19 protein-coding genes and 1 tRNA gene are annotated in these 19,308 nt (G+C 63.2%); 13 read left to right on the top strand and 7 right to left on the bottom strand.

Translation table 11 applies throughout. The annotated features are described in order from the left end of the window. Positions 1–6 precede the first annotated feature (6 nt). The 6 genes from H6P80_RS12085 to H6P80_RS12060 all read left to right on the top strand — a co-directional run bounded on the left by H6P80_RS12085 (position 7) and on the right by H6P80_RS12060 (position 5,040). Positions 7–1,137: a Re/Si-specific NAD(P)(+) transhydrogenase subunit alpha gene (locus H6P80_RS12085; RefSeq protein ID WP_185801617.1), complete on the top strand. Its 1,131-nt coding sequence runs from the start codon at positions 7–9 to the stop codon at positions 1,135–1,137. A 10-nt stretch (positions 1,138–1,147) separates the two neighbouring features. Further along, positions 1,148–1,441 carry a proton-translocating transhydrogenase family protein gene (locus H6P80_RS12080; protein WP_185801616.1) on the top strand — a complete coding sequence of 98 codons (294 nt, stop codon included), beginning with the start codon at positions 1,148–1,150 and terminating at the stop codon, positions 1,439–1,441. Then, on the top strand, positions 1,441–2,868 hold the full coding sequence (locus H6P80_RS12075) for an NAD(P)(+) transhydrogenase (Re/Si-specific) subunit beta (RefSeq protein WP_185801615.1): 1,428 nt from the start codon (positions 1,441–1,443) through the stop codon (positions 2,866–2,868). The genes H6P80_RS12080 and H6P80_RS12075 overlap by 1 nt, the downstream gene beginning before the upstream one ends. Positions 2,869–3,000: 132 nt before the next feature. Next, positions 3,001–3,726, top strand: a complete 726-nt coding sequence (locus tag H6P80_RS12070) for an aspartate/glutamate racemase family protein (RefSeq protein WP_185801614.1) — start codon at positions 3,001–3,003, stop codon at positions 3,724–3,726. 203 nt (positions 3,727–3,929) lie between these two features. Then, complete coding sequence (locus tag H6P80_RS12065) at positions 3,930–4,859, top strand: winged helix DNA-binding protein (RefSeq protein ID WP_185801613.1); 930 nt, start codon at positions 3,930–3,932, stop codon at positions 4,857–4,859. Positions 4,860–4,964: 105 nt separating this feature from the next. After that, a tRNA-Val gene (locus H6P80_RS12060) sits at positions 4,965–5,040 on the top strand. 387 nt (positions 5,041–5,427) lie between these two features. Here H6P80_RS12060 and H6P80_RS12055 read toward each other — a convergent pair. The 3 genes from H6P80_RS12055 to H6P80_RS12045 are packed head-to-tail and all read right to left on the bottom strand — an operon-like array spanning position 5,428 to position 9,521. Next, positions 5,428–5,721 (bottom strand): hypothetical protein, encoded by a 294-nt coding sequence (locus H6P80_RS12055; RefSeq protein ID WP_185801612.1) that lies wholly within the window; start codon positions 5,719–5,721, stop codon positions 5,428–5,430. Between the two features lie 12 nt (positions 5,722–5,733). Beyond that, positions 5,734–8,913, bottom strand: a complete 3,180-nt coding sequence (locus H6P80_RS12050) for a type ISP restriction/modification enzyme (protein WP_185801611.1) — start codon at positions 8,911–8,913, stop codon at positions 5,734–5,736. A 44-nt stretch (positions 8,914–8,957) separates the two neighbouring features. Further along, the gene (locus tag H6P80_RS12045; protein WP_185801610.1) at positions 8,958–9,521 is read right to left on the bottom strand and encodes a helix-turn-helix domain-containing protein; all 564 of its coding nucleotides are present in this window, start codon (positions 9,519–9,521) and stop codon (positions 8,958–8,960) included. 256 nt (positions 9,522–9,777) lie between these two features. Here H6P80_RS12045 and H6P80_RS12040 point away from each other — a divergent pair, with 256 nt between their 5' ends. Then, the gene (locus tag H6P80_RS12040) at positions 9,778–10,326 is read left to right on the top strand and encodes a DUF6456 domain-containing protein (RefSeq protein ID WP_221892997.1); all 549 of its coding nucleotides are present in this window, start codon (positions 9,778–9,780) and stop codon (positions 10,324–10,326) included. A gap of 56 nt (positions 10,327–10,382) precedes the next feature. After that, entirely contained in the window at positions 10,383–11,090 is a 708-nt protein-coding gene (locus H6P80_RS12035) for a 2OG-Fe(II) oxygenase (RefSeq protein ID WP_185801609.1), read from the top strand. 121 nt (positions 11,091–11,211) lie between these two features. Here H6P80_RS12035 and H6P80_RS12030 read toward each other — a convergent pair whose 3' ends face one another. Continuing rightward, entirely contained in the window at positions 11,212–11,574 is a 363-nt protein-coding gene (locus H6P80_RS12030; RefSeq protein ID WP_235973878.1) for a PRC-barrel domain-containing protein, read from the bottom strand. Positions 11,575–11,663: 89 nt separating this feature from the next. Here H6P80_RS12030 and H6P80_RS12025 point away from each other — a divergent pair, with 89 nt between their 5' ends. Continuing rightward, entirely contained in the window at positions 11,664–11,987 is a 324-nt protein-coding gene (locus tag H6P80_RS12025) for a hypothetical protein (RefSeq protein WP_185801608.1), read from the top strand. Between the two features lie 46 nt (positions 11,988–12,033). Continuing rightward, a complete protein-coding gene (locus H6P80_RS12020; protein WP_185801607.1) occupies positions 12,034–12,678 on the top strand; it encodes a glutathione S-transferase family protein in 645 nt (214 codons plus the stop codon). Positions 12,679–12,706: 28 nt separating this feature from the next. On the opposite strand, the gene H6P80_RS12015 is transcribed toward H6P80_RS12020, so the two are convergent. Both H6P80_RS12015 and H6P80_RS12010 read right to left on the bottom strand, forming a co-directional pair. After that, entirely contained in the window at positions 12,707–13,345 is a 639-nt protein-coding gene (locus tag H6P80_RS12015) for a YiiX/YebB-like N1pC/P60 family cysteine hydrolase (protein ID WP_185801606.1), read from the bottom strand. An 8-nt stretch (positions 13,346–13,353) separates the two neighbouring features. Next, positions 13,354–13,743, bottom strand: coding sequence for a DUF4878 domain-containing protein (locus H6P80_RS12010; protein WP_185801605.1), 390 nt, complete (start codon positions 13,741–13,743; stop codon positions 13,354–13,356). A 149-nt stretch (positions 13,744–13,892) separates the two neighbouring features. Here H6P80_RS12010 and H6P80_RS12005 point away from each other — a divergent pair, with 149 nt between their 5' ends. Continuing rightward, a complete protein-coding gene (locus H6P80_RS12005; RefSeq protein ID WP_235973877.1) occupies positions 13,893–14,639 on the top strand; it encodes a class I SAM-dependent methyltransferase in 747 nt (248 codons plus the stop codon). A gap of 21 nt (positions 14,640–14,660) precedes the next feature. On the opposite strand, the gene H6P80_RS12000 is transcribed toward H6P80_RS12005, so the two are convergent. Further along, the gene (locus H6P80_RS12000; protein WP_185801604.1) at positions 14,661–15,242 is read right to left on the bottom strand and encodes a YqaA family protein; all 582 of its coding nucleotides are present in this window, start codon (positions 15,240–15,242) and stop codon (positions 14,661–14,663) included. Positions 15,243–15,401: 159 nt separating this feature from the next. On the opposite strand from H6P80_RS12000, the gene H6P80_RS11995 reads away from it, so the two are divergent. Next, positions 15,402–18,242, top strand: coding sequence for a TonB-dependent receptor (locus H6P80_RS11995; RefSeq protein ID WP_185801603.1), 2,841 nt, complete (start codon positions 15,402–15,404; stop codon positions 18,240–18,242). A gap of 13 nt (positions 18,243–18,255) precedes the next feature. After that, the gene (locus H6P80_RS11990) at positions 18,256–19,290 is read left to right on the top strand and encodes a phytase (RefSeq protein WP_185801602.1); all 1,035 of its coding nucleotides are present in this window, start codon (positions 18,256–18,258) and stop codon (positions 19,288–19,290) included. Positions 19,291–19,308: the final 18 nt, after the last annotated feature.

The following is a 19,308-nucleotide window of genomic DNA, read 5'->3' as shown; positions in this document are numbered from 1 at the left end:
CCTCCTTTGAAGATAGCGGTCCTCAAGGAAACCGACCCGCAGGAAACGCGGGTCTCCGCAACGCCGGAAACGGCGAAGAAATTCATCGCCCTGGGCGCCGACATGGCGGTCGAGGCAGGGGCAGGGGCCCAGGCGGGCATTTCCGACGCGGAATTTGCCGAAGCGGGCGCGAAAGTTGGCGAAAGGGGACAGGTCCTCGCGGATGCCGATGCGGTGTTCTGCGTGCGCGGGCCCGACCCCGATTCGCTCGGCGGGGCGAAAGCGGGCGCCTGGCTGGTCGGCACGCTCGATCCCTTCGGGCAACGCGAACGCGTTGATTCCTACGCGAAGGCCGGGGTCGAGGCGCTGGCGATGGAATTCATGCCGCGGATCACCCGCGCGCAATCGATGGACGTCCTCTCCTCGCAATCGAACCTTTCCGGCTACAAGGCGGTGCTCGATGCGGCATCGGAATATGGCCGCGCCTTCCCGATGATGATGACCGCCGCCGGCACTGTTTCGGCGGCCAAGGTGTTCGTGATGGGCGTCGGCGTTGCGGGCCTGCAGGCGATCGCGACGGCGCGGCGGCTCGGTGGCCAGGTCTCGGCGACCGATGTCCGCGCTGCCACCAAGGAACAGATCCTCTCGCTCGGCGCGAAGCCGATCTTCGTCGAAGAGGTGGCGGGTATCGAAGGCGAAGGCACAGGTGGTTACGCCACGGAAATGTCAGAAGAATATCAGAAGGCCCAGGCCGAGCTGGTATCCGCGCACATCGCCAAGCAGGACATCGTGATCACCACCGCGCTGATCCCCGGCCGGCCGGCGCCGCGGCTGATATCGGACGCACAGATCGCGACGATGAAGCCCGGCAGTGTAATCGTCGACCTCGCCGTCGAACAGGGCGGCAATGTCGAGGGCGCGTCTCCGGGCGAAGTCGTCGTCAAGCATGGCGTCAAGATCGTCGGCCATCGCAACGTCCCCGGCCGCCTCGCCGCCGATACGTCATCGCTCTATGCGCGCAACCTCTACAACTTTCTCTCGGCCTTCTGGGACGAGGAAACAAAAAAGCCGGTGCTGCCCGAAGACGACGAAATCGTTCAAGGGGTAACGCTCACCCGCGGCGGCGCGGTCATCAACGAGCGGCTCAAGGGGAGCTAGGGGGCAGGCCATGGACTTCATCTCGATCCTCTCGATCTTCGTGATGGCCTGCTTTGTGGGCTATTATGTCGTCTGGTCGGTGACGCCGGCGCTGCACACGCCGCTGATGAGCGTCACCAACGCGATCTCCTCCGTCATTATCGTCGGCGCGTTGATCGCGGCCGCCGCTGGTAGCACCGCGGGCGGCGAGGCGGCGAAATGGCTCGGCCTTGTCGGCATCGCGCTGGCTTCGGTGAATATCTTCGGTGGCTTCGCGGTCACCGAACGCATGCTCGCCATGTACAAGAAGAAGGAGCGCAAATAGTGCATGAAGCCGCTCCTATCCCGGCCTGGGTAGCGCTTGCATATCTCGCTTCGGGCGTTCTCTTCATCCTCGCGCTGCGCGGGCTTTCGAGTCCCGAATCGAGCAGGGCGGGCAACCGTTTCGGCATGCTCGGTATGCTCATCGCCGTCGTCACCACGTTGGTCACGCATGAGGTCGCGAGCCTTGTCGAGATATTGGCTGCGATCGCGATCGGCGGCGGCATCGGCTTCATCACTGCCCGGCGCATCGCGATGACCGCGATGCCACAGCTCGTTGCGGCCTTTCACAGCCTTGTCGGTCTCGCGGCGGTGCTGGTCGCGGCGGCTGCCTATCTCAATCCGGGCGCCTTCGGTATCACCGATGCGGCGGGCATTCTTCTGCCGGTCAGCCGGGTCGAAATGGGCCTTGGCGTGGCGATCGGCGCGATCACCTTTTCCGGCTCGGTCATCGCCTTCCTAAAATTGAACGGCAACATGTCCGGCGCGCCGATCATGCTGCCGGCTCGTCATGTCATCAATCTGGGAACGCTGGCCGCGATCGTCGGTCTTGTCGCCTATTTCTATTTCGTGCCCGCTCCGCGCGTCGATACGCCCTGGCTGTTCTGGACGGTCACCGGTCTCGCCTTCCTGATCGGCTTTTTGCTGATTATTCCGATTGGCGGCGCGGACATGCCGGTCGTCGTCTCCATGCTCAACAGCTATTCGGGATGGGCGGCGGCGGCGATGGGCTTCACGCTTGGCAATACCGCGATGATCATAACTGGCGCGTTGGTCGGGTCGTCTGGCGCAATCCTCAGCTACATCATGTGCCGGGCGATGAACCGCAGCTTCATCAGCGTCATTGCTGGCGGCTTCGGTGCCGCGAGCGGCGGCGATGCCGCGGCGGCGGCCACCGACCGGCCCTGGAAGCGCGGCAGCGCCGAAGACGCGGCCTTCCTGATGAAACAGGCCGAAAAGGTCATCATCGTGCCGGGTTACGGCATGGCCGTCGCGCAAGCCCAGCATGTGCTGCGCGAGATGGCCGACATGCTGAAGGAAGAAGGCGTCCAGGTGAAGTTCGCCATCCATCCGGTCGCCGGCCGCATGCCCGGCCATATGAACGTCCTGCTGGCCGAAGCGAACGTGCCCTATGACGAAGTGTTCGAGCTGGAGGACATCAACTCGGAATTCGGCCAGGCCGACATCGCGTTCGTCATCGGCGCCAATGACGTGACAAACCCTGCGGCCAAGACCGACAAGTCCTCCCCGATCTACGGCATGCCGATCCTCGACGTTGCCAACGCGAAGACAGTGTTGTTCGTGAAGCGCTCGATGGGCGGTGTCGGCTATGCCGGCGTCGACAACGACGTTTTCTACATGGACAACACGATGATGCTTCTCTCGGACGCCAAAAAAATGTGCGAGGATATCGTGAAGTCGCTCGACTAGGATTTGCGCCGGGGCGGTTCGGCGCCGTTTTCCGTCCCTTATCGGACAAATAGACCGACTCGTCCCGAAGGGCGAAACCGGAACCCTTTTGCATCGTTCTCATTCACGCCGAATTGAAACTTAGGGGCCGCAATGAGAAAACTGGGACTGATCGGGGGCATGAGTTGGGCCTCCACCGCCATCTATTATGAGAAGATAAACCGGGGTGTTCGCTGGCGGCTGGGAGGGCATAGCAACGCACCGCTTATTCTTGAGAGCCTGGACTTCGATCCGATCGCAAAGGCGCTGGTCGCGGGTGAATGGGACTGGCTGGGAGACCATCTCGCCGATGCCGCGAAACGGCTCGAACGATCGGGAGCCGAAGGCATCATGCTGTGCTCCAACACCATGCATAAATTGTACGATCACGTGGCCAGCGCGGTGTCTGTGCCGGTTCTCCACGTCGCTGACGCGACCGTGGCGGCGATCAGGGCAGACGGTGTAAGCCGCGCGGCGTTGCTGGGTACGCGCTTCACGATGCGCGAGGGTTTTCTTCGCGAACGGCTGCAGGGCCAGGGCGTCACGCTTTCCATGCCGGCCCCCGAGCGGATGGCCGAGATCGATCGCATCATTTTCGACGAGCTGGTCCAGGGCGACGCGCGCGTGGAATCCAAGCGGACCATGCGGACCGTGATCGCCGAACTGCAAAAAGCCGGCGACGAAGCGGTCGTGCTGGGCTGTGCGGAACTGGCCTTGATCGTCAATCCGACCAGCAATGTACTGCCGATATACGACACGACCAGTCTTCATGCCGGGGCCGCGCTCGAATGGGTGCTCGACGAGCGCATGCCTGCCCAGGCAATGGCCGCGGCCAACTGAACCGATTTGACTCCGAAACGGATATAATCGGCGCCCTCTAAGGCCCATAATATTATCGCCGCCGATAGGGAGACGGAACGATTTGCCCTAACCGGCGAATGTTTCGTCCTTTCCTCGTTTGGCCCAAATCGGATCAAGTCCGCACTTCTCGGTCCGCTTCGGCGCGAATAAGGTGAACATAGATCGAACGGGGGGCGGGCATCATGGTCGATAACGAGAATGGGGAACCCGATATCGGCCAGGCCTCGTCGGCGTCCGCGGTCGCGATCGTCTGCGACAGCGCCGCCGCCGAGAACCGGTGCCGGCTGGTTGCCGAAGCTGCCCGGGTGCGCGTGGTTACCTCGACGGCGCCCGGCGAGGCGCTGGACCGGCTCTCCGGTCCCATCGGGCTGGACGTCGTCATGGTCGAGATCGGCCAGGATCACGGTGCCGCCCTCGATGCGCTTGTCGCCGAACTTTCGCGAAGCGCGAAAGCCGGGCGGTATCGCAGCGTCGTTTCGGTTCCGATGGATCTTGTCGACATCGTCGACGCTGCGATCGGCCATGGCGATGTGACGCTCCTTTGCCCGCCCAACGAGATGGACTGCGCGCTCGCGCTTGGCGAAGCCCTGTCCCGCCGGTCGCTCGCGCTTCACGATATCGGCAGCGAGCATGGCGAAACCCGGTTGCAGCGCCTGAGCGAGGAAGTCGGCCGGATCGCCCGCGCGCTGGAAGAGCTGACCCATGACGACGGCCCGCGCGGCGACCGCCATCTCTCCGAGGCACGCCCGGCCTTCCGCACGGCCCCGCGCACATTGGGCGCCGATCATATCCGCGCCAAGATCCGCATGCGCCGCCTGCGCGCCCGCTTTTTCGACGAGGACCTGTTCGCCGATCCCGCCTGGGACATGCTGCTCGACCTGATGGCCGCGCGGCTGGAAGGGCGGCAGGTCGCCGTCTCCAGCCTCTGCATCGCCGCCGCCGTGCCGCCGACCACCGCGCTGCGCTGGATCCGCACGATGACGGAACGCGGCCTGTTCGTCCGCCATTCCGATCCGCGCGACGGCCGCCGCGTCTTCATCGACCTGTCCGACGAGGCGACCCAGGCGATGGAACGCTGGTTCGCCGCGCTCGGCGAAAATGGCGAGGGCTGATCCCGCCCCGGGCCTCCCCCTTCATCCCGGCCTGCAACCACATCTTGCTTTGGGCCGCCGCTTTTGGCAGGGGCGGAGCGCAGTTTTCGAAAGCGGAAACCGTGCGGGCGCTTAGCTCAGTTGGTAGAGCATCTCGTTTACACCGAGAGGGTCGGCAGTTCGAGCCTGTCAGCGCCCACCAGCATCATAAAAAGACGTTCGGGGAACGCCTTTTTGTGATGCTCCCGAAGCGAAGCGGAGGGGAGCCGCGCGAAACAGAAAATGCGCTGGGCGCATTTTCCCCGAAATCTCCCGAGCGACAGCGAGGGGCAGGGCGCAAAATCTCCCGAAAAACTCCCGAGCGATAGCGAAGGGCGGCCTCGAAATCACCCACCTTCCCGCCAAGCCCCGGTTGACACTGGTTGACACAGGTCGGGGGTAATCCCCCCTCTGCTGTCCCCCGCCGCTCTCCTATCCCGTTATCCGCCTCTCCCTGCCCAGGAATCGCACGTCCGCAACGCATCGTTCCTGTGTTTCACGGATTTTCCAAATAGGACAGGGGCGAATAGGACCGCGAATGCGGGAGGGGTTATGCCGCCTTTTTCAGGCGCTCGATTTCCTGCGCGAACTCGAAGCGGAGTTGATCGGCTTCGTCATCCGGCAGCCAGTTTGCCATTTGCGGGAAGATGGTTTCGATGGTGCGCGCCTCGCGTTCGGGCCAAGGCATTGCCCGTGCCGCGCGGGCCTCCGCCAGAAAGCGATTGAGCCGACGTCTTACCCTGTCCGGATTGGCACGAAATTCATAGCCGGGCCGCTCCTCGCTTGCGAAGAGATCGGCCTGGGGCGGGGCGTTGCCGAAAAGGTCCGTATCGTTTCCGTCCATGTCTCGGTCCGGTTATTCGGTTTCGTCGTCGAACAGCTTATCGCGCGACAGGGTCGAGGCGAGCGCCGCTTCGAGCACCGTATCCGCCTGCGCGAAGAGATCAATCAGCTCGGCGATCCGGCTGGTGATATCTGTGATCTGGTCGACGAGTGCCTTGTCGACTTCGAGCCCTTCGCGGGCATCGAGCCAGCGCTTCAACACGCGATAGCCGCTGACCTCGAACTTCCAGACGTCGGCCGGAATGCCGCTCAATCGCCCGCTGCCATCGGCGCAGAGCGTCATCGCGCCTTCGCCCCAGTCCGAGGCGTCGAGCGTTCCTTCGGGCTCGTCTTCGAGCTTGGCGGTCCGAAATTTCGGATCGGGATCGCGCGCGAAAGTCTCGACTGCGCGGATTTCGGCGCCAATTGAGGCCGCGTTGTCGAAAACGGCACGGTCGGCGGGGAAGGGGATATGGGGAAAGACGTCTTCGAGATCCTCGGCGAAGCGGGTCGTGTAGGAGGTCGCCGAGAGCAGCGCGAGGATCGCGTCGAACACGGCCTCGGGTTCGACCGGCGCGCCATAGGCTTCGCCGAGGCCGTCTAAAAGTTCGGACGAGAGGTTTATGGAGTCGTGGCCGGGTCGGCGATCATAAAGCGGGAAGGCATATCCGCCGTAGCTACCGCGGAAGGCATGATTGTCTGGTAGAACGGAATGACACCAGACACTTGCACCCTGTCCAACGCCCGCTGCCAGTGTGTACATGCATAGATTGCCAGTCCCCCATGCAGCCTGAAGGTCTGGCCGTGGCCGATCGATAAACGCGCGTTTGTTGTAGAGAAATCGAACATCCAGAGGACGATAGGCAGCGGGCATTATCAAGTTTTCCTCGATCTCCTCCGCCTGTGCTGCAGAAGCAGAACGAGCAGCCGTTACATGAAATTGTTGGCGTGCGGCTTCCTGCGAAAAAGATTTGAATTTATTCAGTCGAGCTAAAAGCACGTCTTCGGAGCAAGCATAGGCGAAGCTATCTCGTTTTGTTTGAATACCAGACGATCTGAAATCAAAAGCTTTTCCTAGGCTGATCCATTCTCCATTTTGGAATGGGATAGGCCGCATGTCGTCGAGCATGCCTCTCTCGACAACAAGCATATCCGGCATTTCTCCTACATCTGATGTCTCGTAAAGCCATGAAAGCTTTGACTTTTGTGTGAACTGTCCCTGACTCCAGCTGTCGACGTAAAGCACATCCGCCAAGACGTCGGCAGCTTTTTCACCCGTGGAAATTGCAACCGCAATCGCGGTGCCCACTTGAATGTTAAACACACCCTGATCTCCGGTGATGCCGGCACGTTCGCCTAGGCGAACATCGCCGCGCAAGTCGATGACTTCAATTCGGTCAAAGCGTTCACGCATCATCTTGCGTAAGCCGGCATAGGGCTTGCCTTTGAGAAAGGTTCGGTTGGTGATGAAGGCGACAATCCCCTTTTCAGGTGCGTTGTCCGCCTCGAACAGTTTCCAAATTGCCCAGCGCCAAAAAGCGACCGAAAGTTCAGGGAAGGTGTTTAGTTGGTTGCCCCAACCCTCTGCCCGTACCGGTTCCTTCAAATCATCCCACAACTCGTCCATCCATCGGCCGATCAGCGTCTCGTTTTCGCCCGCTTCCAGCCGCCGATAGGGCGGGTTACCGATGATCGCGAGGATCGGCTGTTCGGTCTTGATCCGGTCCGCCTCGCGGCGCTCCTCGCTGATCTGATCGCCGAGCATCTTGCCGAGCGCGCTATCGGGTGCGGTCGTGCCGGGCTCGGCCAACGTGTCGGCGAGATAGACGCCGAGCCGGTCGAGCGCCCTGACCATCGGATCCTTCTCGCCTTCGGGACGGGTCAGCTTGTGATGCAGGCGGTAATGCGCGACGGCATAGGGGCCGACGAGCAGCTCGAAGCCAAACATGCGCGTGGCGAGATCCTTCAGCGCCAGCGCGGCCGCGCCCTTGCCGTCGGCCTTCTCGACATCGGCGAAGACGCGCTCGGCTATACCGAGGAGGAAGGTGCCGGTGCCGGTCGCCGGATCGAGGATCGTGACCTGGTCGTCGCTTAGTCCCTTGGTATCAAGATTCTCGCGCAGCGCCCTATCCAGCGCGCCGACCATATATTTCACCACCTCGACCGGCGTATAATAGACGCCGTAGCGGTCGCGCGCCTCGGGATCGAAGGTTTCGAGAAAGTCCTCGTAGAAATAAAGGATCGGATCGCGCTTGCCCGGTTTCGGCTTCAGCAATTCGGGGTCGAAGCTGTTGACCGTGTCGATCATCACGTCGAGCCCGCTGCCCATCTCCTCCTGTATTTCCGGCTGGCTCAATACCCGGAGCGTCGAGCGCATCAGCGGGTGGATATCGGGCATATGCTCCCAGGCGTGTTCGTCGACCTTTTCATCTATTGCTTCGCGCACGAGGAGCAAGCCGAAGGCGAGCGTCTGGGCGAAGGCCGAAGAGAACATCTCGTCGAAGCTTGAGCCGCGATAGCCGGCCGCTTCGGGATGAGCGAAGAGGATGTTGCGAAAATCCTCGCGCACGATCTGGAGAGGGGCTCCCTTGGACTTCTCGTCGGCCAGTTCCTCAAGCCTGTCGGCGATGATGCCACGCACGATGCGCGAGGCATGGGCGAGATTGGCCGCCATTTCCTCGGCATTGGCGGCGCTTGGCGGCTCAGCCGTGGCGAGTCGCGTAACAATTTGTTCGAAAGGCTGCGGATCGATCTCATCGATCAGTGCATCCGCTTTTTTGTCGGGTGTGTCGGGATCGAGCGCCTTGGCGGGAACGACGGTGGCAGGCGAAAGCAACGGGTCTTCGAGCTGGAAAAGTCGGATCTCGGAGAAATTGCAGGCAGCCCAAAGGTGTAGCGACTGGAAGTTCGCATATTGGCGTTTGTCGTGCTTGAGCTTCCAGCGATCGGGATCGGCTGGCTTTTCGGGGCTCTTGAGCTCCACGAAGGCGCGGGCGGGTTGGCCGGTTTTTTTAAGCGCTATATCGGGTCGACCGATGCCAGGTTTTGCATATTCGGCAATGGCCTGAATTTCAGCTCCGGTTACGAGCGTTGGGATGAGTTCTTCGAGCAACAGCTTGAACTCGGGCGCCAGTGCCTGCTCGACATTGGTGGCGCCTGCACGAAGCTGGTTGCGGCAGCGCAACGCATAATTCTTGAGCAAGGCAATTGTCATCGATCACGCATGTAAGAAAAACCCTAGTCTAGCAAGAAAGCCCCTCACAATCCCCGCACCACCTTCACCGCCATCCCGATCCAGGGCGGGTCGCTGACCACCTGCTGCTTGCCGCCGGCTTCCAGCGGCAGCACCTGCAGCCGGTCTCCCTCGCGCCCGATCAGCCGCCCGAACAGATAGCGGCCGGCGGGGCGGGGGAGGAGGACGTCGCGGTTGAGGGCGCTGGCATAGGCGTCCGGCTCCAGCCGTTCGCACCAGATTTCGTCGCCGGGGCGATAGTCGCCGATGCCGGTCGCGGCCTGGACGGCGACCATGCCCGGGGTCGGGCGCGGCGGGGCGAGGCGGGTTTCGTGGCGCGGCGCCTGCGCGCCTTCGGCAGACAGGATCGCGGCGACGGGCAGGTCCCCCTGTTCGGGCAGGCGCACGAGATCGCTTGCCTCGACGCCCAGCGCATCGGCGATCCGGTTGAGCCAGGCGACCGAGACGGTGCGCATGCCGGTTTCGAGCCGGCCGATCGTCTGGGCCGTGGTCGGCGGCGCGCAGCGTTCGGCAACCTCCTGCAATGTCAGCTTTTTCGCCTTGCGGATCTCACGGATCGCGGTGATCATGACCTACTCCCTGTTTTTCGTCAGACCTTCGGCTTTGCCTCAGGCTCCGCACCGGCCCGCACCCCCACCCGGCCTCCCACGAGTGTACCCTGAATGGGAGGCCGGGTGGGGTGCGGGCCGGTGCGGCGATCTTGCTGCGGCAAGATTCTGACACGTCTCATCCTCTAAACGAACCAATATGGTTTTTCTCTTTCCTACATTATTGCCGAAGTGGCAAGAGTCGCTTTCCTCGATTCTTCGCCGAAAGGGCTCCTCCATGTCGAAATCCCGTCGCGCCCGCTCGGCGTCTCCAGCCAAGCACAGAGACGAGGGGCCCCGGCTGCTGGTCGAACGGCCCTTGCCGCAGGACGGCGCGGCGCCGGGCAAGCGCGGGCGGATGGCGCGATCGGTGACGGTGAACCTTGCCGAATCGCCGCTCTCCTGGTTGCGCGCGCGGGGCCATGTCACGGCGCGGCATTATGATGCGGGGGAGGCGCTGCGCCGCGATTATGAGCTCGCGCAGCTGCCGCCGCGGGTGACGATGCAATGGGATGCGCCGCCGCAGGGCAAGTCCGCACGCAAGAGCGGGGGGCGCGCGCCGCGCGGGCTCGATCCCGGGGAGGCGCAGCTCATGGCGCAGCGCCGGTTCGAGGCGGCGATGGCGGCGCTCGGCCCGGGGCTGGAGGATATCGCCTGGCGCGTGCTGTGCGCGGGCGAAGGGCTGCGGGTGGCGGAGGGCGCGCTGGGCTGGCCGGCGCGGGCGGGCAAGCTCGTGCTCGTCATCGCGCTCGACCGGCTCGCCGATCATTATCGGCTGCCGGGTTAGGCTTTGGCCGCAAGAAACGGAATGAAGTGGGGCGGCGGCGCGGCTATCATGCGCCCATGACCGACACGCCCGCACTCGCCGCCATCGACTGGAACGCCATTGCCGGGCAACTGGACAGCGGTGGCCATGCGGTGATCCCGGGGCTGCTTTCGCGGGAACGCTGCGCGGCGGTGGCGGCGCTCTATGGCGAGGAAGCGCGGTTTCGCAAAAGGATCGTCATGGGCCGCCACGGCTATGGCAGCGGCGAATATCAGTATTTCGCCTATCCGCTGCCGGGCGAGGTCGCGGCGTTGCGCGCCGGTCTCTATCCGCCGCTCGCCGCAATCGCCAATCGCTGGCAGGCGGCGCTGGATCGGGAGACGCGCTTTCCCGATAGCCATGACGCCTATCTTGAGCGCTGCCATGCGGCCGGGCAGGTGCGCCCGACCCCACTGCTGCTGCGCTATCGCGAGGGCGATTATAACCGGCTGCACCAGGATGTTTACGGCGCGCTGCTGTTTCCCTTGCAGGTGATCGTGCTGCTTTCCGATCCCGACCGCGATTTCGAGGGCGGCGAGTTGATCGTCACCGAACAGCGCGTGCGGATGCAGAGCCGCGCCGAGGTCGTGCCGCTGCGCCAGGGCGATGCCGCGGTCATCGCGGTGCGCGATCGGCCGGGGCAGGGGGCGCGCGGCCCGGTGAAGATGGCGATGCGCCACGGCGTCTCGCGCGTCCGTTCGGGCGAGCGGCACACGCTCGGCATCATCTTCCACGACGCCAGCTGAGGTTTCGGCCCGGCTGCAAATCGGTCTTGCGGGAGCGCAAAAGGAAAATCCCCGCTGCGGGGGCAGCGGGGATTCCCGTAGAGAAAGGTTGCGGCGTCCGCGACGCGGAGCCCGCGCCCTTCTACCAGTAGGGGGTGACCGTCCAATATTCGTAGACCGAGGTCTGGTAATCGCGGTCATAGGGCCGCTCCGCGTCATTCTCTGCGAAGCGCGGGGCGTTTTTCAGCTCTTCCTCGGTCACGTCGAGCTTGTAACCGCCGAGGTCCACATCGTAATCGAGCTTGCTCCAGGGCAGGCTGTGCAGGTCGCTGCCGAGGCCGAGAAAGCCGCCGACGGAAACGATCACGTCCTGGACCTGGCCGCCGCGTTTCTCGATCAGCAATTCCTTGACCGAGCCGATATGATTGTCTTCGCGTCCGTACACGGCGGTACCTTCGACGCGGTTGCTGGAGATCAGCGCATGCGTTTTTTCCTTGAGCATCATAGGGGTTCTCCCGTCTCTTCTGACGAAACCCGCGTGGCCGGAAAGGCGAATTTCGCAAGGGTTGAGGCGTGTCCGGCCTTACCTAACCAATGGACAAGCCTTTGATTGGTTGCATATTTTTCCAGATCTGCGCCGTGCCGTGCCGCTTTGGCGATCTGCCGCCGCACCCGGGATCGGCCGAGCTGCTGGCGATCATCTTCGGCATCGTCGGCCTGGGCAAGGAGACCCGCAAAGGTTTCGGCATCGCCGGGATCATCAACGGGGGCGATCGATCTCGGCGAGGAGATCGGCCGCGAATATGGCGGGCAGATCCGCGCCGAACAGGCGGGGCGGGATGCGACGGAGCGCAACCGGGCGGAGGCATCGCCAAGCCGCGGGCTATTTCAGTTGCGAAACGCAACTATCCTGAATAAGATCGGAGCGCCGCCGTGGCCATCCCCTTAGTCAGGAGAAGATTCCATGATCCTTTACGGTGCATCCCTGTCCCCGTTCGTCCGCAAGGTCGGTGCGATACTGGGCGAGAAGGGACTCGATTTCGAGCATAAGCCCGTCGCCCCGGGCGCCGACGATCCCGAGTTCAAGCAATGTTCGCCCTTCGGCAAGATTCCGGGTTTCCGCGACGGCGATTATTGCCTCGCCGATTCGAGCGCGATCACCCATTATCTGGAGGCCAAGCATCCGGGCACGGCGATGATACCCGCAGATGCCGAGGCCCGCGGCAAGGTGCTCTGGTTCGAAGAGGTGGCCGATACCGTGCTCGTGCCGCCGATGGGCGCGATCTTCTGGAACCGCGTCGTCGCCAGGCTGATGGGCACGGAGCCCGACGAGGCCGCCGCCGTCAACGCGGAAGAAAACACGCTGCCGCCGGTGCTCGCCTATCTCGAAAGCCAGCTGGCCGACGGCCGCGACTATCTGGTCGGCGATAGCCTGACCCTGGCCGATATCGCGGTCGCCTCGCCGTTCAAGAATCTCGAATATGGGCGGGCCAATATCGATTGGGGCGCCTATCCGAAGCTCAGGGCGTTCGTCGATCGCATCCTCGCGCGCGACAGTTTCGCGCGGATGCTGGAAGCGGACATGGCGATGATCGGCGCGGTCGCCTAGGCGTCTTCATCGGGAAAAGGCCAAGCGTTCAGGAACGGTCGACTGCGTCGATTTCGGTAAAGCTGCCGGAGCGCAGCAGATCGGCCGGAAACACGACATTATCGACGATGGAAAAGCGGTTTCGCGCCAGCCTTTCGGGGCTGAGCGCGGAGCCGCTTTCTTCATAGGCGATCAGCACCAGCTCGGTGCAGTAGATCGCGCCATCGTCCGCCAGGTCGAAATCCTCGTCGAAGGGAATGCGGCGTTCGGCGAGCCTGCGAGCATGGCCCACGGCGCTCGCTCCGGCTTCGGGCGTCATCCCCGCGTGCCGATAGAAAACGATGTCGCTGGCATAATGCGGCGCGTTGAACGCGGCGAGCGAGACGCGCTCGACATGGCCCCGTCCGCCATTTTCGGGCGGCGCGGCATGGATGACGAAGATCCGGCCGCGCTCGTCCCGCTCGACAATCCCCACATGGGAAAAGACGGTTTGCGACATCACGCGCACGGCATCGGCTTCCCAGCCGCGTCCGGCGCGGAAAACGAGATCGCCGGACCGGAGCAGGGCGGTATCGACCTGCCGGGTTTCGATCCGCGAACCGGAAAGGGCCGAGCTTCCGGGCACCGATACCAGCGCGACAAGCGCGGCGGCGGTCGGCGCGAGGAGCCCGGCCCGTTTAGGCCACATGGCTGCTATCAGCTGCCGTCGGCCTGGATGGCCATATACCAGACGCCGTCGACCTGGGTCAGCGTTGCGCTATCCTCTTCCTCGGTGCCGTCGCCATAATGGGTCTTGTAGGTTACCGTGGCGGTATCCCCATCGACTTCCTCGGAAAGGATCTCGACGCTGTCGAGGCCGCCGCGCTGTTCGGTCTGCTGGGCGGCGAGCGAAGCGATCAGGCCGAGCTTCGGGCGCAGCGTTTCGCGATCGGAGGGCGCGATATGCTCGATCATCGCGTCGCTATCGCCTTCGGAGATCGCGGTGGTGAATTCCTGTACGACGCTGCCGGGGCCGGATCCACCACCCGAACAGGCGGCGGCAAAGGCAAAGAGCAGTGGCGCAAGCAGCTTGAACACGAACTTCATATTTTCCCCCTTAGGATAGACGCCGACCGGCGCGAACGAGGCGGAGAGTATCCCCGGTCCGCGCTCCTGTCTATTACAGGTGCGACATCGACCGCAAAATCGGGGATCGCGGATCCGGCACCGGACATGGATGAAGGCGCCGCCGCGATATGATACGCGAAGCCATGGCCAGCTCGTACGACAGGATCGGGATCAACTATGCCGATCTGCGGAAACCGGACCCGCGCATTGCGGCCGCGATCGAACGGGCGCTCGGATCGGCATCTACCGTCCTGAATGTCGGCGCGGGGACGGGATCCTATGAACCCGCCGGCCGGGCCGTCACGGCTGTCGAACCGTCGGCGGAAATGATCCGGCACCGGGATCCCTCGGCGGCGCCCGCCATTCGGGGCCGTGCCGAAGACCTGCCGTTCGGCGACGACAGCTTCGATGCCTCGATGGCGGTCCTCACCGTCCATCACTGGGCCGACAAGGCGAAGGGCCTTCAGGAAATGCGCCGCGTGACGCGCGGTCCGGTCGTCCTGCTGACATTCGATCCTTCGTTTCGGGGCGCGTGGCTGACGGATTATATTCCGGAGCTCGTGGCATTGGACGAGGCGCAAATGCCCGGCATGGACGACTATGGAAACTGGCTGGGGCCAGTGGAGATTTCGGCCGTGCCCATTCCGCACGATTGTTCGGACGGTTTTCTCTACGCCTTTTGGCGGCGGCCCGAGGCCTATCTCGATCCCCGAATCCGGACGGGCATGTCGTCCTTCTGGGCGATCGACACCGTCGACGAAGGGCTGGAAAGGCTCGCGGACGATCTGGAAACCGGCGCATGGGCGCGGCGCTATTCCCATCTGCGCGATCTCGAAGAATGCGATCTCGGCTACCGCCTGGTTATAGCGCGATGACGGCCGGCTGGGCCTGAGCGGCTAGAAGAGGTAGCGGACGGCAACGAAGCCGCCGATGCCGGCAATGGCCACCGCGGTCGTGATCAGCCCGAAATGCCGGTCGATGATCCGCTTCATGGGTTCGCCGAATTTCCAGAGCAGCGCGGCGACAAGGAAGAAGCGCGCCGACCGCGCGATCACCGAGGCGAAGATCAGGATATGGAGCGGCATCGCGGTTGCGCCCGCGGCGATCGTGATGACCTTGTAGGGCAGCGGTGTGAAGCCGGCGATCAGCACGATGATCCAGCCCTGCTCGTTGAACCGCTCGGCGAAGGAACTGAACTCGGCGGAAAGGCCGTAGAAGCGCAGGATCGGCTCGCCGACCGTTTCGAAAAGGAAATAGCCGATGGCATAGCCGAGCATCGCGCCGAGGATCGAGGCGATCGTGCAGATCGCGGCATAGCGAAAGGCGCGGGCCGGCTGCGCCAGGCACATCGGCAGCAGCATCGCATCGGGCGGAATCGGGAAGAAGCTCGATTCGGCGAAAGACAGCCCCGCGAGCCAACGCTCGGCATGGCGGTGTCCGGCCTTGTCGAGCGTCCATTCGTAAAGCCGTTTCAGCATGGCGGCGGGCTTTATCGCGGATAGATCGGGCCGTCACTCGATTGTTTTTGTGCAACGCAGCAGAAATATCGTTCGTGTCACATACGAGTCACCGAACCATCATCTCCCCGCAACGCAGGCCTCCTATCGCGCGGCCAACTCAACAGGGGGATCCATCTCGTGACCAAGAATTTCGCCGCGCGTTCCGGCGCCCGTTTCGCCACCGCTCTTCTCCTTTCTACCGCGCTCGCCGGTCCCGCGCTCGCCGGCACCATTGTCGGCACGGTGCGGGACGCGACCGACACCCGCGCGCTGCAGTCCGCGCAGGTTCGCATCGTCGAACTGGACCGCGTCACCGAAGCCGGCCGCGACGGCAGCTTCCGCTTCGCCGATGTGCCGGCTGGCGACTATACGCTCGAAACCCGCTATGTCGGCGCCGATAGCGTCACGACGACGATCAGCGTTCCCGATACCGGAGCCGCGAATGCCGACATCGTGCTCGGCACCAGCGACTACGGCATCCTCGTCATCGGCCAGCGCGCCAACCAGGCGAGCGCGCTTTCCCGCCAGCGAGAGGCGGACGGCGTTTCTTCGGTGCTGACCCGCGACGCGATCGGCCAGTTCCCCGATCAGAATGTGGCCGAATCGCTGCGCCGCCTGCCGGGCATCAATATCCTCAACGATCAGGGCGAGGGCCGCTTCGTTTCGGTTCGCGGCCTCGATCCGAACCTCAACTCCTCCTCGATCAACGGCACCCGGATCCCGTCTCCCGAGAGCGATGTCCGTGCGGTTGCGCTCGACGTGATCTCTTCGGACCTGATCGAGTCGATCGAAGTCCGCAAATCGCTGACGCCCGACATGGACGGCGACACGATCGGCGCCTCGATCGAGATCAACACGGTCAGTTCGTTCGACAGCCGCAGCAATTTCGTCACCGCGCGCGTCGAAGGCAGCTACAATGAACTGCGCGACGATATCACGCCCAAGGCAAGCATCGACTTCTCGACCGCACTGTCCGACAATTTCGGCATTTCAGGCGGGCTTTCCTATTATCTGCGCCGCTTCGAGACCGACAATGTCGAGGCCGATGGCTGGACGACGGGCGACGACGGCACCGATTTCGTCGAGGAAATCGAATATCGCGACTATGACGTCGAACGCGAGCGGATCAGCGCTTCGCTGTCCTTCGATTTCCGGCCGAGCGACACGACGACGCTGTATGCGCGCGGCATCTTCAGCCAGTTCGACGACCAGGAATATCGCCGCCGCCTGAGCTTCGACTTCGGCGATTTCGACCAGGTGTCGGGCGGGGCGGGCAACAACGTCCTGTTTTCCGATGCCGACGAAGAGATCGGTACCGAGCGCGATCTGAAGGACCGGTTCGAGCGCCAGCGGATCGCTTCGATCAGCCTTGGCGGCGAAACCGAAACCGGCCCATGGACGATCGACTATGCGGGTAGCTGGTCGCGGTCTTCCGAGCGCGAAAACGGTTCGATCGACCCGGCGACCTTCGAGCGCGATTTCGACGATGAGGGCTTCGCCGTCGGCATCGATTACAGCAACCCGATGATCCCCGGTTATTCGGTAATGAGCGGCGGCAACCTGTTCTTCGATCCGACCGAATATGCGCTCGACGACATCGAATATACGGCGCTGTCGGACTCGGTGGACGAGGAATGGATGGCGCGGCTCAATGTCGCCCATGTCTTCCCGACATCGAGCGGCGATTTCACCGTCCAGGCCGGCGCCCAGGCCCGCTGGCGCGAGAAGAGCTACGATGCCAATGTCGAATTCTACGAAGACGATACCGGGACTTTCACCCTAGCCGATGCCGCGGGCTTCCCCACCTATCGGATCGCCGATATCGGGCCCGTGGCGAGCTTCAGCGGTCCGCGCCGTTATTTCGACGCCAATTTCGGCGATTTCGAACTGCAGGATATCGACACCCAGTTCGATTCGTCGGTGTCCGACTATGTGAACCAGGAAGATATCTATGCCGGCTATCTGCTGGGCCGGTGGGACAGCGACACCCTGCGGGTGATCGGCGGCGTCCGGGTCGAGCATACCGAGAACGACATCAGCGCGAGCACGACCGAGCTGATCGAGGAGGGCGCGACCTTTGGCGGCGTGGTGCTCGACGACGATATCGTCGTGGTCACGCCCAACAATTTCACGCGCAGCTATACCGACTGGCTACCGAGCCTCAACGTCCGCTGGGAACCGATCGACAATCTGGTCGTCCGCGCGGCCGGCTATCGCAGCCTCGTGCGCCCGAATCTCGGCGATCTCGCGCCGATCTTCGCGGTCGAGCAGAATGACGATGACGAGCGCGAAGGCGAGTTCGGCAATCCCGATCTGTTGCCCTATGAAGCCTGGAATTTCGACGCCTCGGTCGAATATTATTTCAGCTCCAACGGCGCGATCTCTGCGAACCTGTTCTACAAGGATATCAACAACTTCATCGTCGATTTCAACGATGGCGACGGCGGCATCTATAACGGCATCGCCTATGACGAAGCGGTGATCCCGATCAACGGCGAGGGCGCCGATATTTTCGGGATCGAGTTCAGCTTCGCCCAGGCTTTCACCTTCCTGCCGGATCCGTTCGACGGGCTGCTGTTCAACTTCAACTATACATATACCGATGCCGAGGGGACGGTGCTCGACGAGGACAATGTGCCGCGCAGCATTCCGCTGCCCTCATCGTCGGAGAACACGTTCAACATCGTGCTCGGCTATGAAAAGGGGCCGTTCTCGGTTCGCCTCGCGGGCACCTATCGCGACGGCTATCTCGACGAGCTGGGCGGCGCGCCGGAAGAGGATCGCTATGTTCAGGATCACTTCCAGCTCGATGCCAGCGCGCGGTTCAACGCGACCGAACGCCTCCAGTTCTTCTGGGAGTGGATCAACATCACCGACGAACCCTATTTCGCCTATCAGAATTATAACGGCCAGCGGCGGATTCTTCAGTATGAGGAATATAGCTGGACGATGAAGTTCGGCGCCCGGATGCGGTTCTGACGGGGGAAGTAGAATGAGGATTTGCGTATCGCTCGCGGCGCTTGCCGCCACCCTAGCCGGCTGCGCTACCATGCCGCCGCCCGATCCGGCGCGCGGCATCCCGGTGACCGCCAGCGGCCAGACCCAGCCCGTCGCCAGTCGTGACGATGCCGCCGACGATCCTGCGATCTGGGTGAACAGCGCCAACCCGGCGGAAAGCCTGATCGTGGGTACCGACAAGCAGGCCGGCCTCTATGTCTACGGCCTCGACGGGACGGTTCGGGCCTTTGCCGAAGCGGGGCGCGTCAACAATGTCGATCTTGTCGATGGCGTGTCGTTCGGCGGCGAGGAAGCCGTCATCGTTGCCGCGAGCGACCGCAACGACATCGCCAATGCCCATGTCGCGCTCTATCGGCTCAATACCGATCCGGTCGCGCTCGAACCGATCCTCCGCGTTCCGGCGGGGCCGGGCGAAGGCTATGGTTTCTGCATGGCGTTGATGCCCGAAGGCGAGCTTTTCGCCTTTGTGAACACGACCCAGGGCTCGATCTACCAGATGTCGATCGCGCTCGAGGGTACGGCCGTTTCCGGGACGGTGCGGACCATGACCGTGCCGAGCCAACCCGAGGGCTGCGTCGTCGATCCGCGTACCAACAGCCTTTATGTCGGCGAGGAAGCGGCGGGCATCTGGCGTTTCGATCTTGCGACGGGGCGCGGGACGCTGGTCGTCCAAGCCGATGGCGCCCGGCTGGTGCCCGATGTCGAGGGACTGGCGCTGGCGCCGCAAGGGGCGGATGGCGGTTATCTCGTCGCGTCGAGCCAGGGCGACAGCGCCTATGCCGTCTATGCGCTGCCCGATTATCGCTATGTCGGCCGCTTCTACGTCGCCGATGGCAACGGCATCGACGGCACGACCGAAACCGACGGCATTGCGATCAGCACCGCCAATCTCGGTCCGCAATTTCCCGGTGGCCTGATGGTCGTGCAGGACGGCATGACGCCGGCGGGGACGCAGAATTTCAAGCTGATCGACTGGCGCGCGATCCGCGCGGCACTCGGCCTCGACTAGGCGGTTCTCTGTTCGCGC

This window comes from Parasphingopyxis marina, assembly GCF_014237875.1.
Classification (GTDB): domain Bacteria; phylum Pseudomonadota; class Alphaproteobacteria; order Sphingomonadales; family Sphingomonadaceae; genus Parasphingopyxis; species Parasphingopyxis marina.
Note: the sequence above shows the minus strand (reverse complement) of the source record. Positions and strands in the feature narration are given on the sequence as shown.

Excerpts from the sequence above, each read along its gene's own strand:
- H6P80_RS12080 (WP_185801616.1), top strand. The coding sequence starts at position 1,148 with ATGGACTTCATCTCGATCCTCTCGATCTTCGTGATGGCCTGCTTTGTG.
- H6P80_RS12070 (WP_185801614.1), top strand. The coding sequence starts at position 3,001 with ATGAGAAAACTGGGACTGATCGGGGGCATGAGTTGGGCCTCCACCGCC.
- H6P80_RS12065 (WP_185801613.1), top strand. The coding sequence starts at position 3,930 with ATGGTCGATAACGAGAATGGGGAACCCGATATCGGCCAGGCCTCGTCG.
- H6P80_RS12055 (WP_185801612.1), bottom strand. The coding sequence starts at position 5,721 with ATGGACGGAAACGATACGGACCTTTTCGGCAACGCCCCGCCCCAGGCC.
- H6P80_RS12050 (WP_185801611.1), bottom strand. The coding sequence starts at position 8,913 with ATGACAATTGCCTTGCTCAAGAATTATGCGTTGCGCTGCCGCAACCAG.
- H6P80_RS12045 (WP_185801610.1), bottom strand. The coding sequence starts at position 9,521 with ATGATCACCGCGATCCGTGAGATCCGCAAGGCGAAAAAGCTGACATTG.
- H6P80_RS12040 (WP_221892997.1), top strand. The coding sequence starts at position 9,778 with ATGTCGAAATCCCGTCGCGCCCGCTCGGCGTCTCCAGCCAAGCACAGA.
- H6P80_RS12035 (WP_185801609.1), top strand. The coding sequence starts at position 10,383 with ATGACCGACACGCCCGCACTCGCCGCCATCGACTGGAACGCCATTGCC.
- H6P80_RS12030 (WP_235973878.1), bottom strand. The coding sequence starts at position 11,574 with ATGATGCTCAAGGAAAAAACGCATGCGCTGATCTCCAGCAACCGCGTC.
- H6P80_RS12025 (WP_185801608.1), top strand. The coding sequence starts at position 11,664 with ATGGACAAGCCTTTGATTGGTTGCATATTTTTCCAGATCTGCGCCGTG.
- H6P80_RS12020 (WP_185801607.1), top strand. The coding sequence starts at position 12,034 with ATGATCCTTTACGGTGCATCCCTGTCCCCGTTCGTCCGCAAGGTCGGT.
- H6P80_RS12015 (WP_185801606.1), bottom strand. The coding sequence starts at position 13,345 with ATGTGGCCTAAACGGGCCGGGCTCCTCGCGCCGACCGCCGCCGCGCTT.
- H6P80_RS12010 (WP_185801605.1), bottom strand. The coding sequence starts at position 13,743 with ATGAAGTTCGTGTTCAAGCTGCTTGCGCCACTGCTCTTTGCCTTTGCC.
- H6P80_RS12005 (WP_235973877.1), top strand. The coding sequence starts at position 13,893 with ATGATACGCGAAGCCATGGCCAGCTCGTACGACAGGATCGGGATCAAC.
- H6P80_RS12000 (WP_185801604.1), bottom strand. The coding sequence starts at position 15,242 with ATGCTGAAACGGCTTTACGAATGGACGCTCGACAAGGCCGGACACCGC.
- H6P80_RS11990 (WP_185801602.1), top strand. The coding sequence starts at position 18,256 with ATGAGGATTTGCGTATCGCTCGCGGCGCTTGCCGCCACCCTAGCCGGC.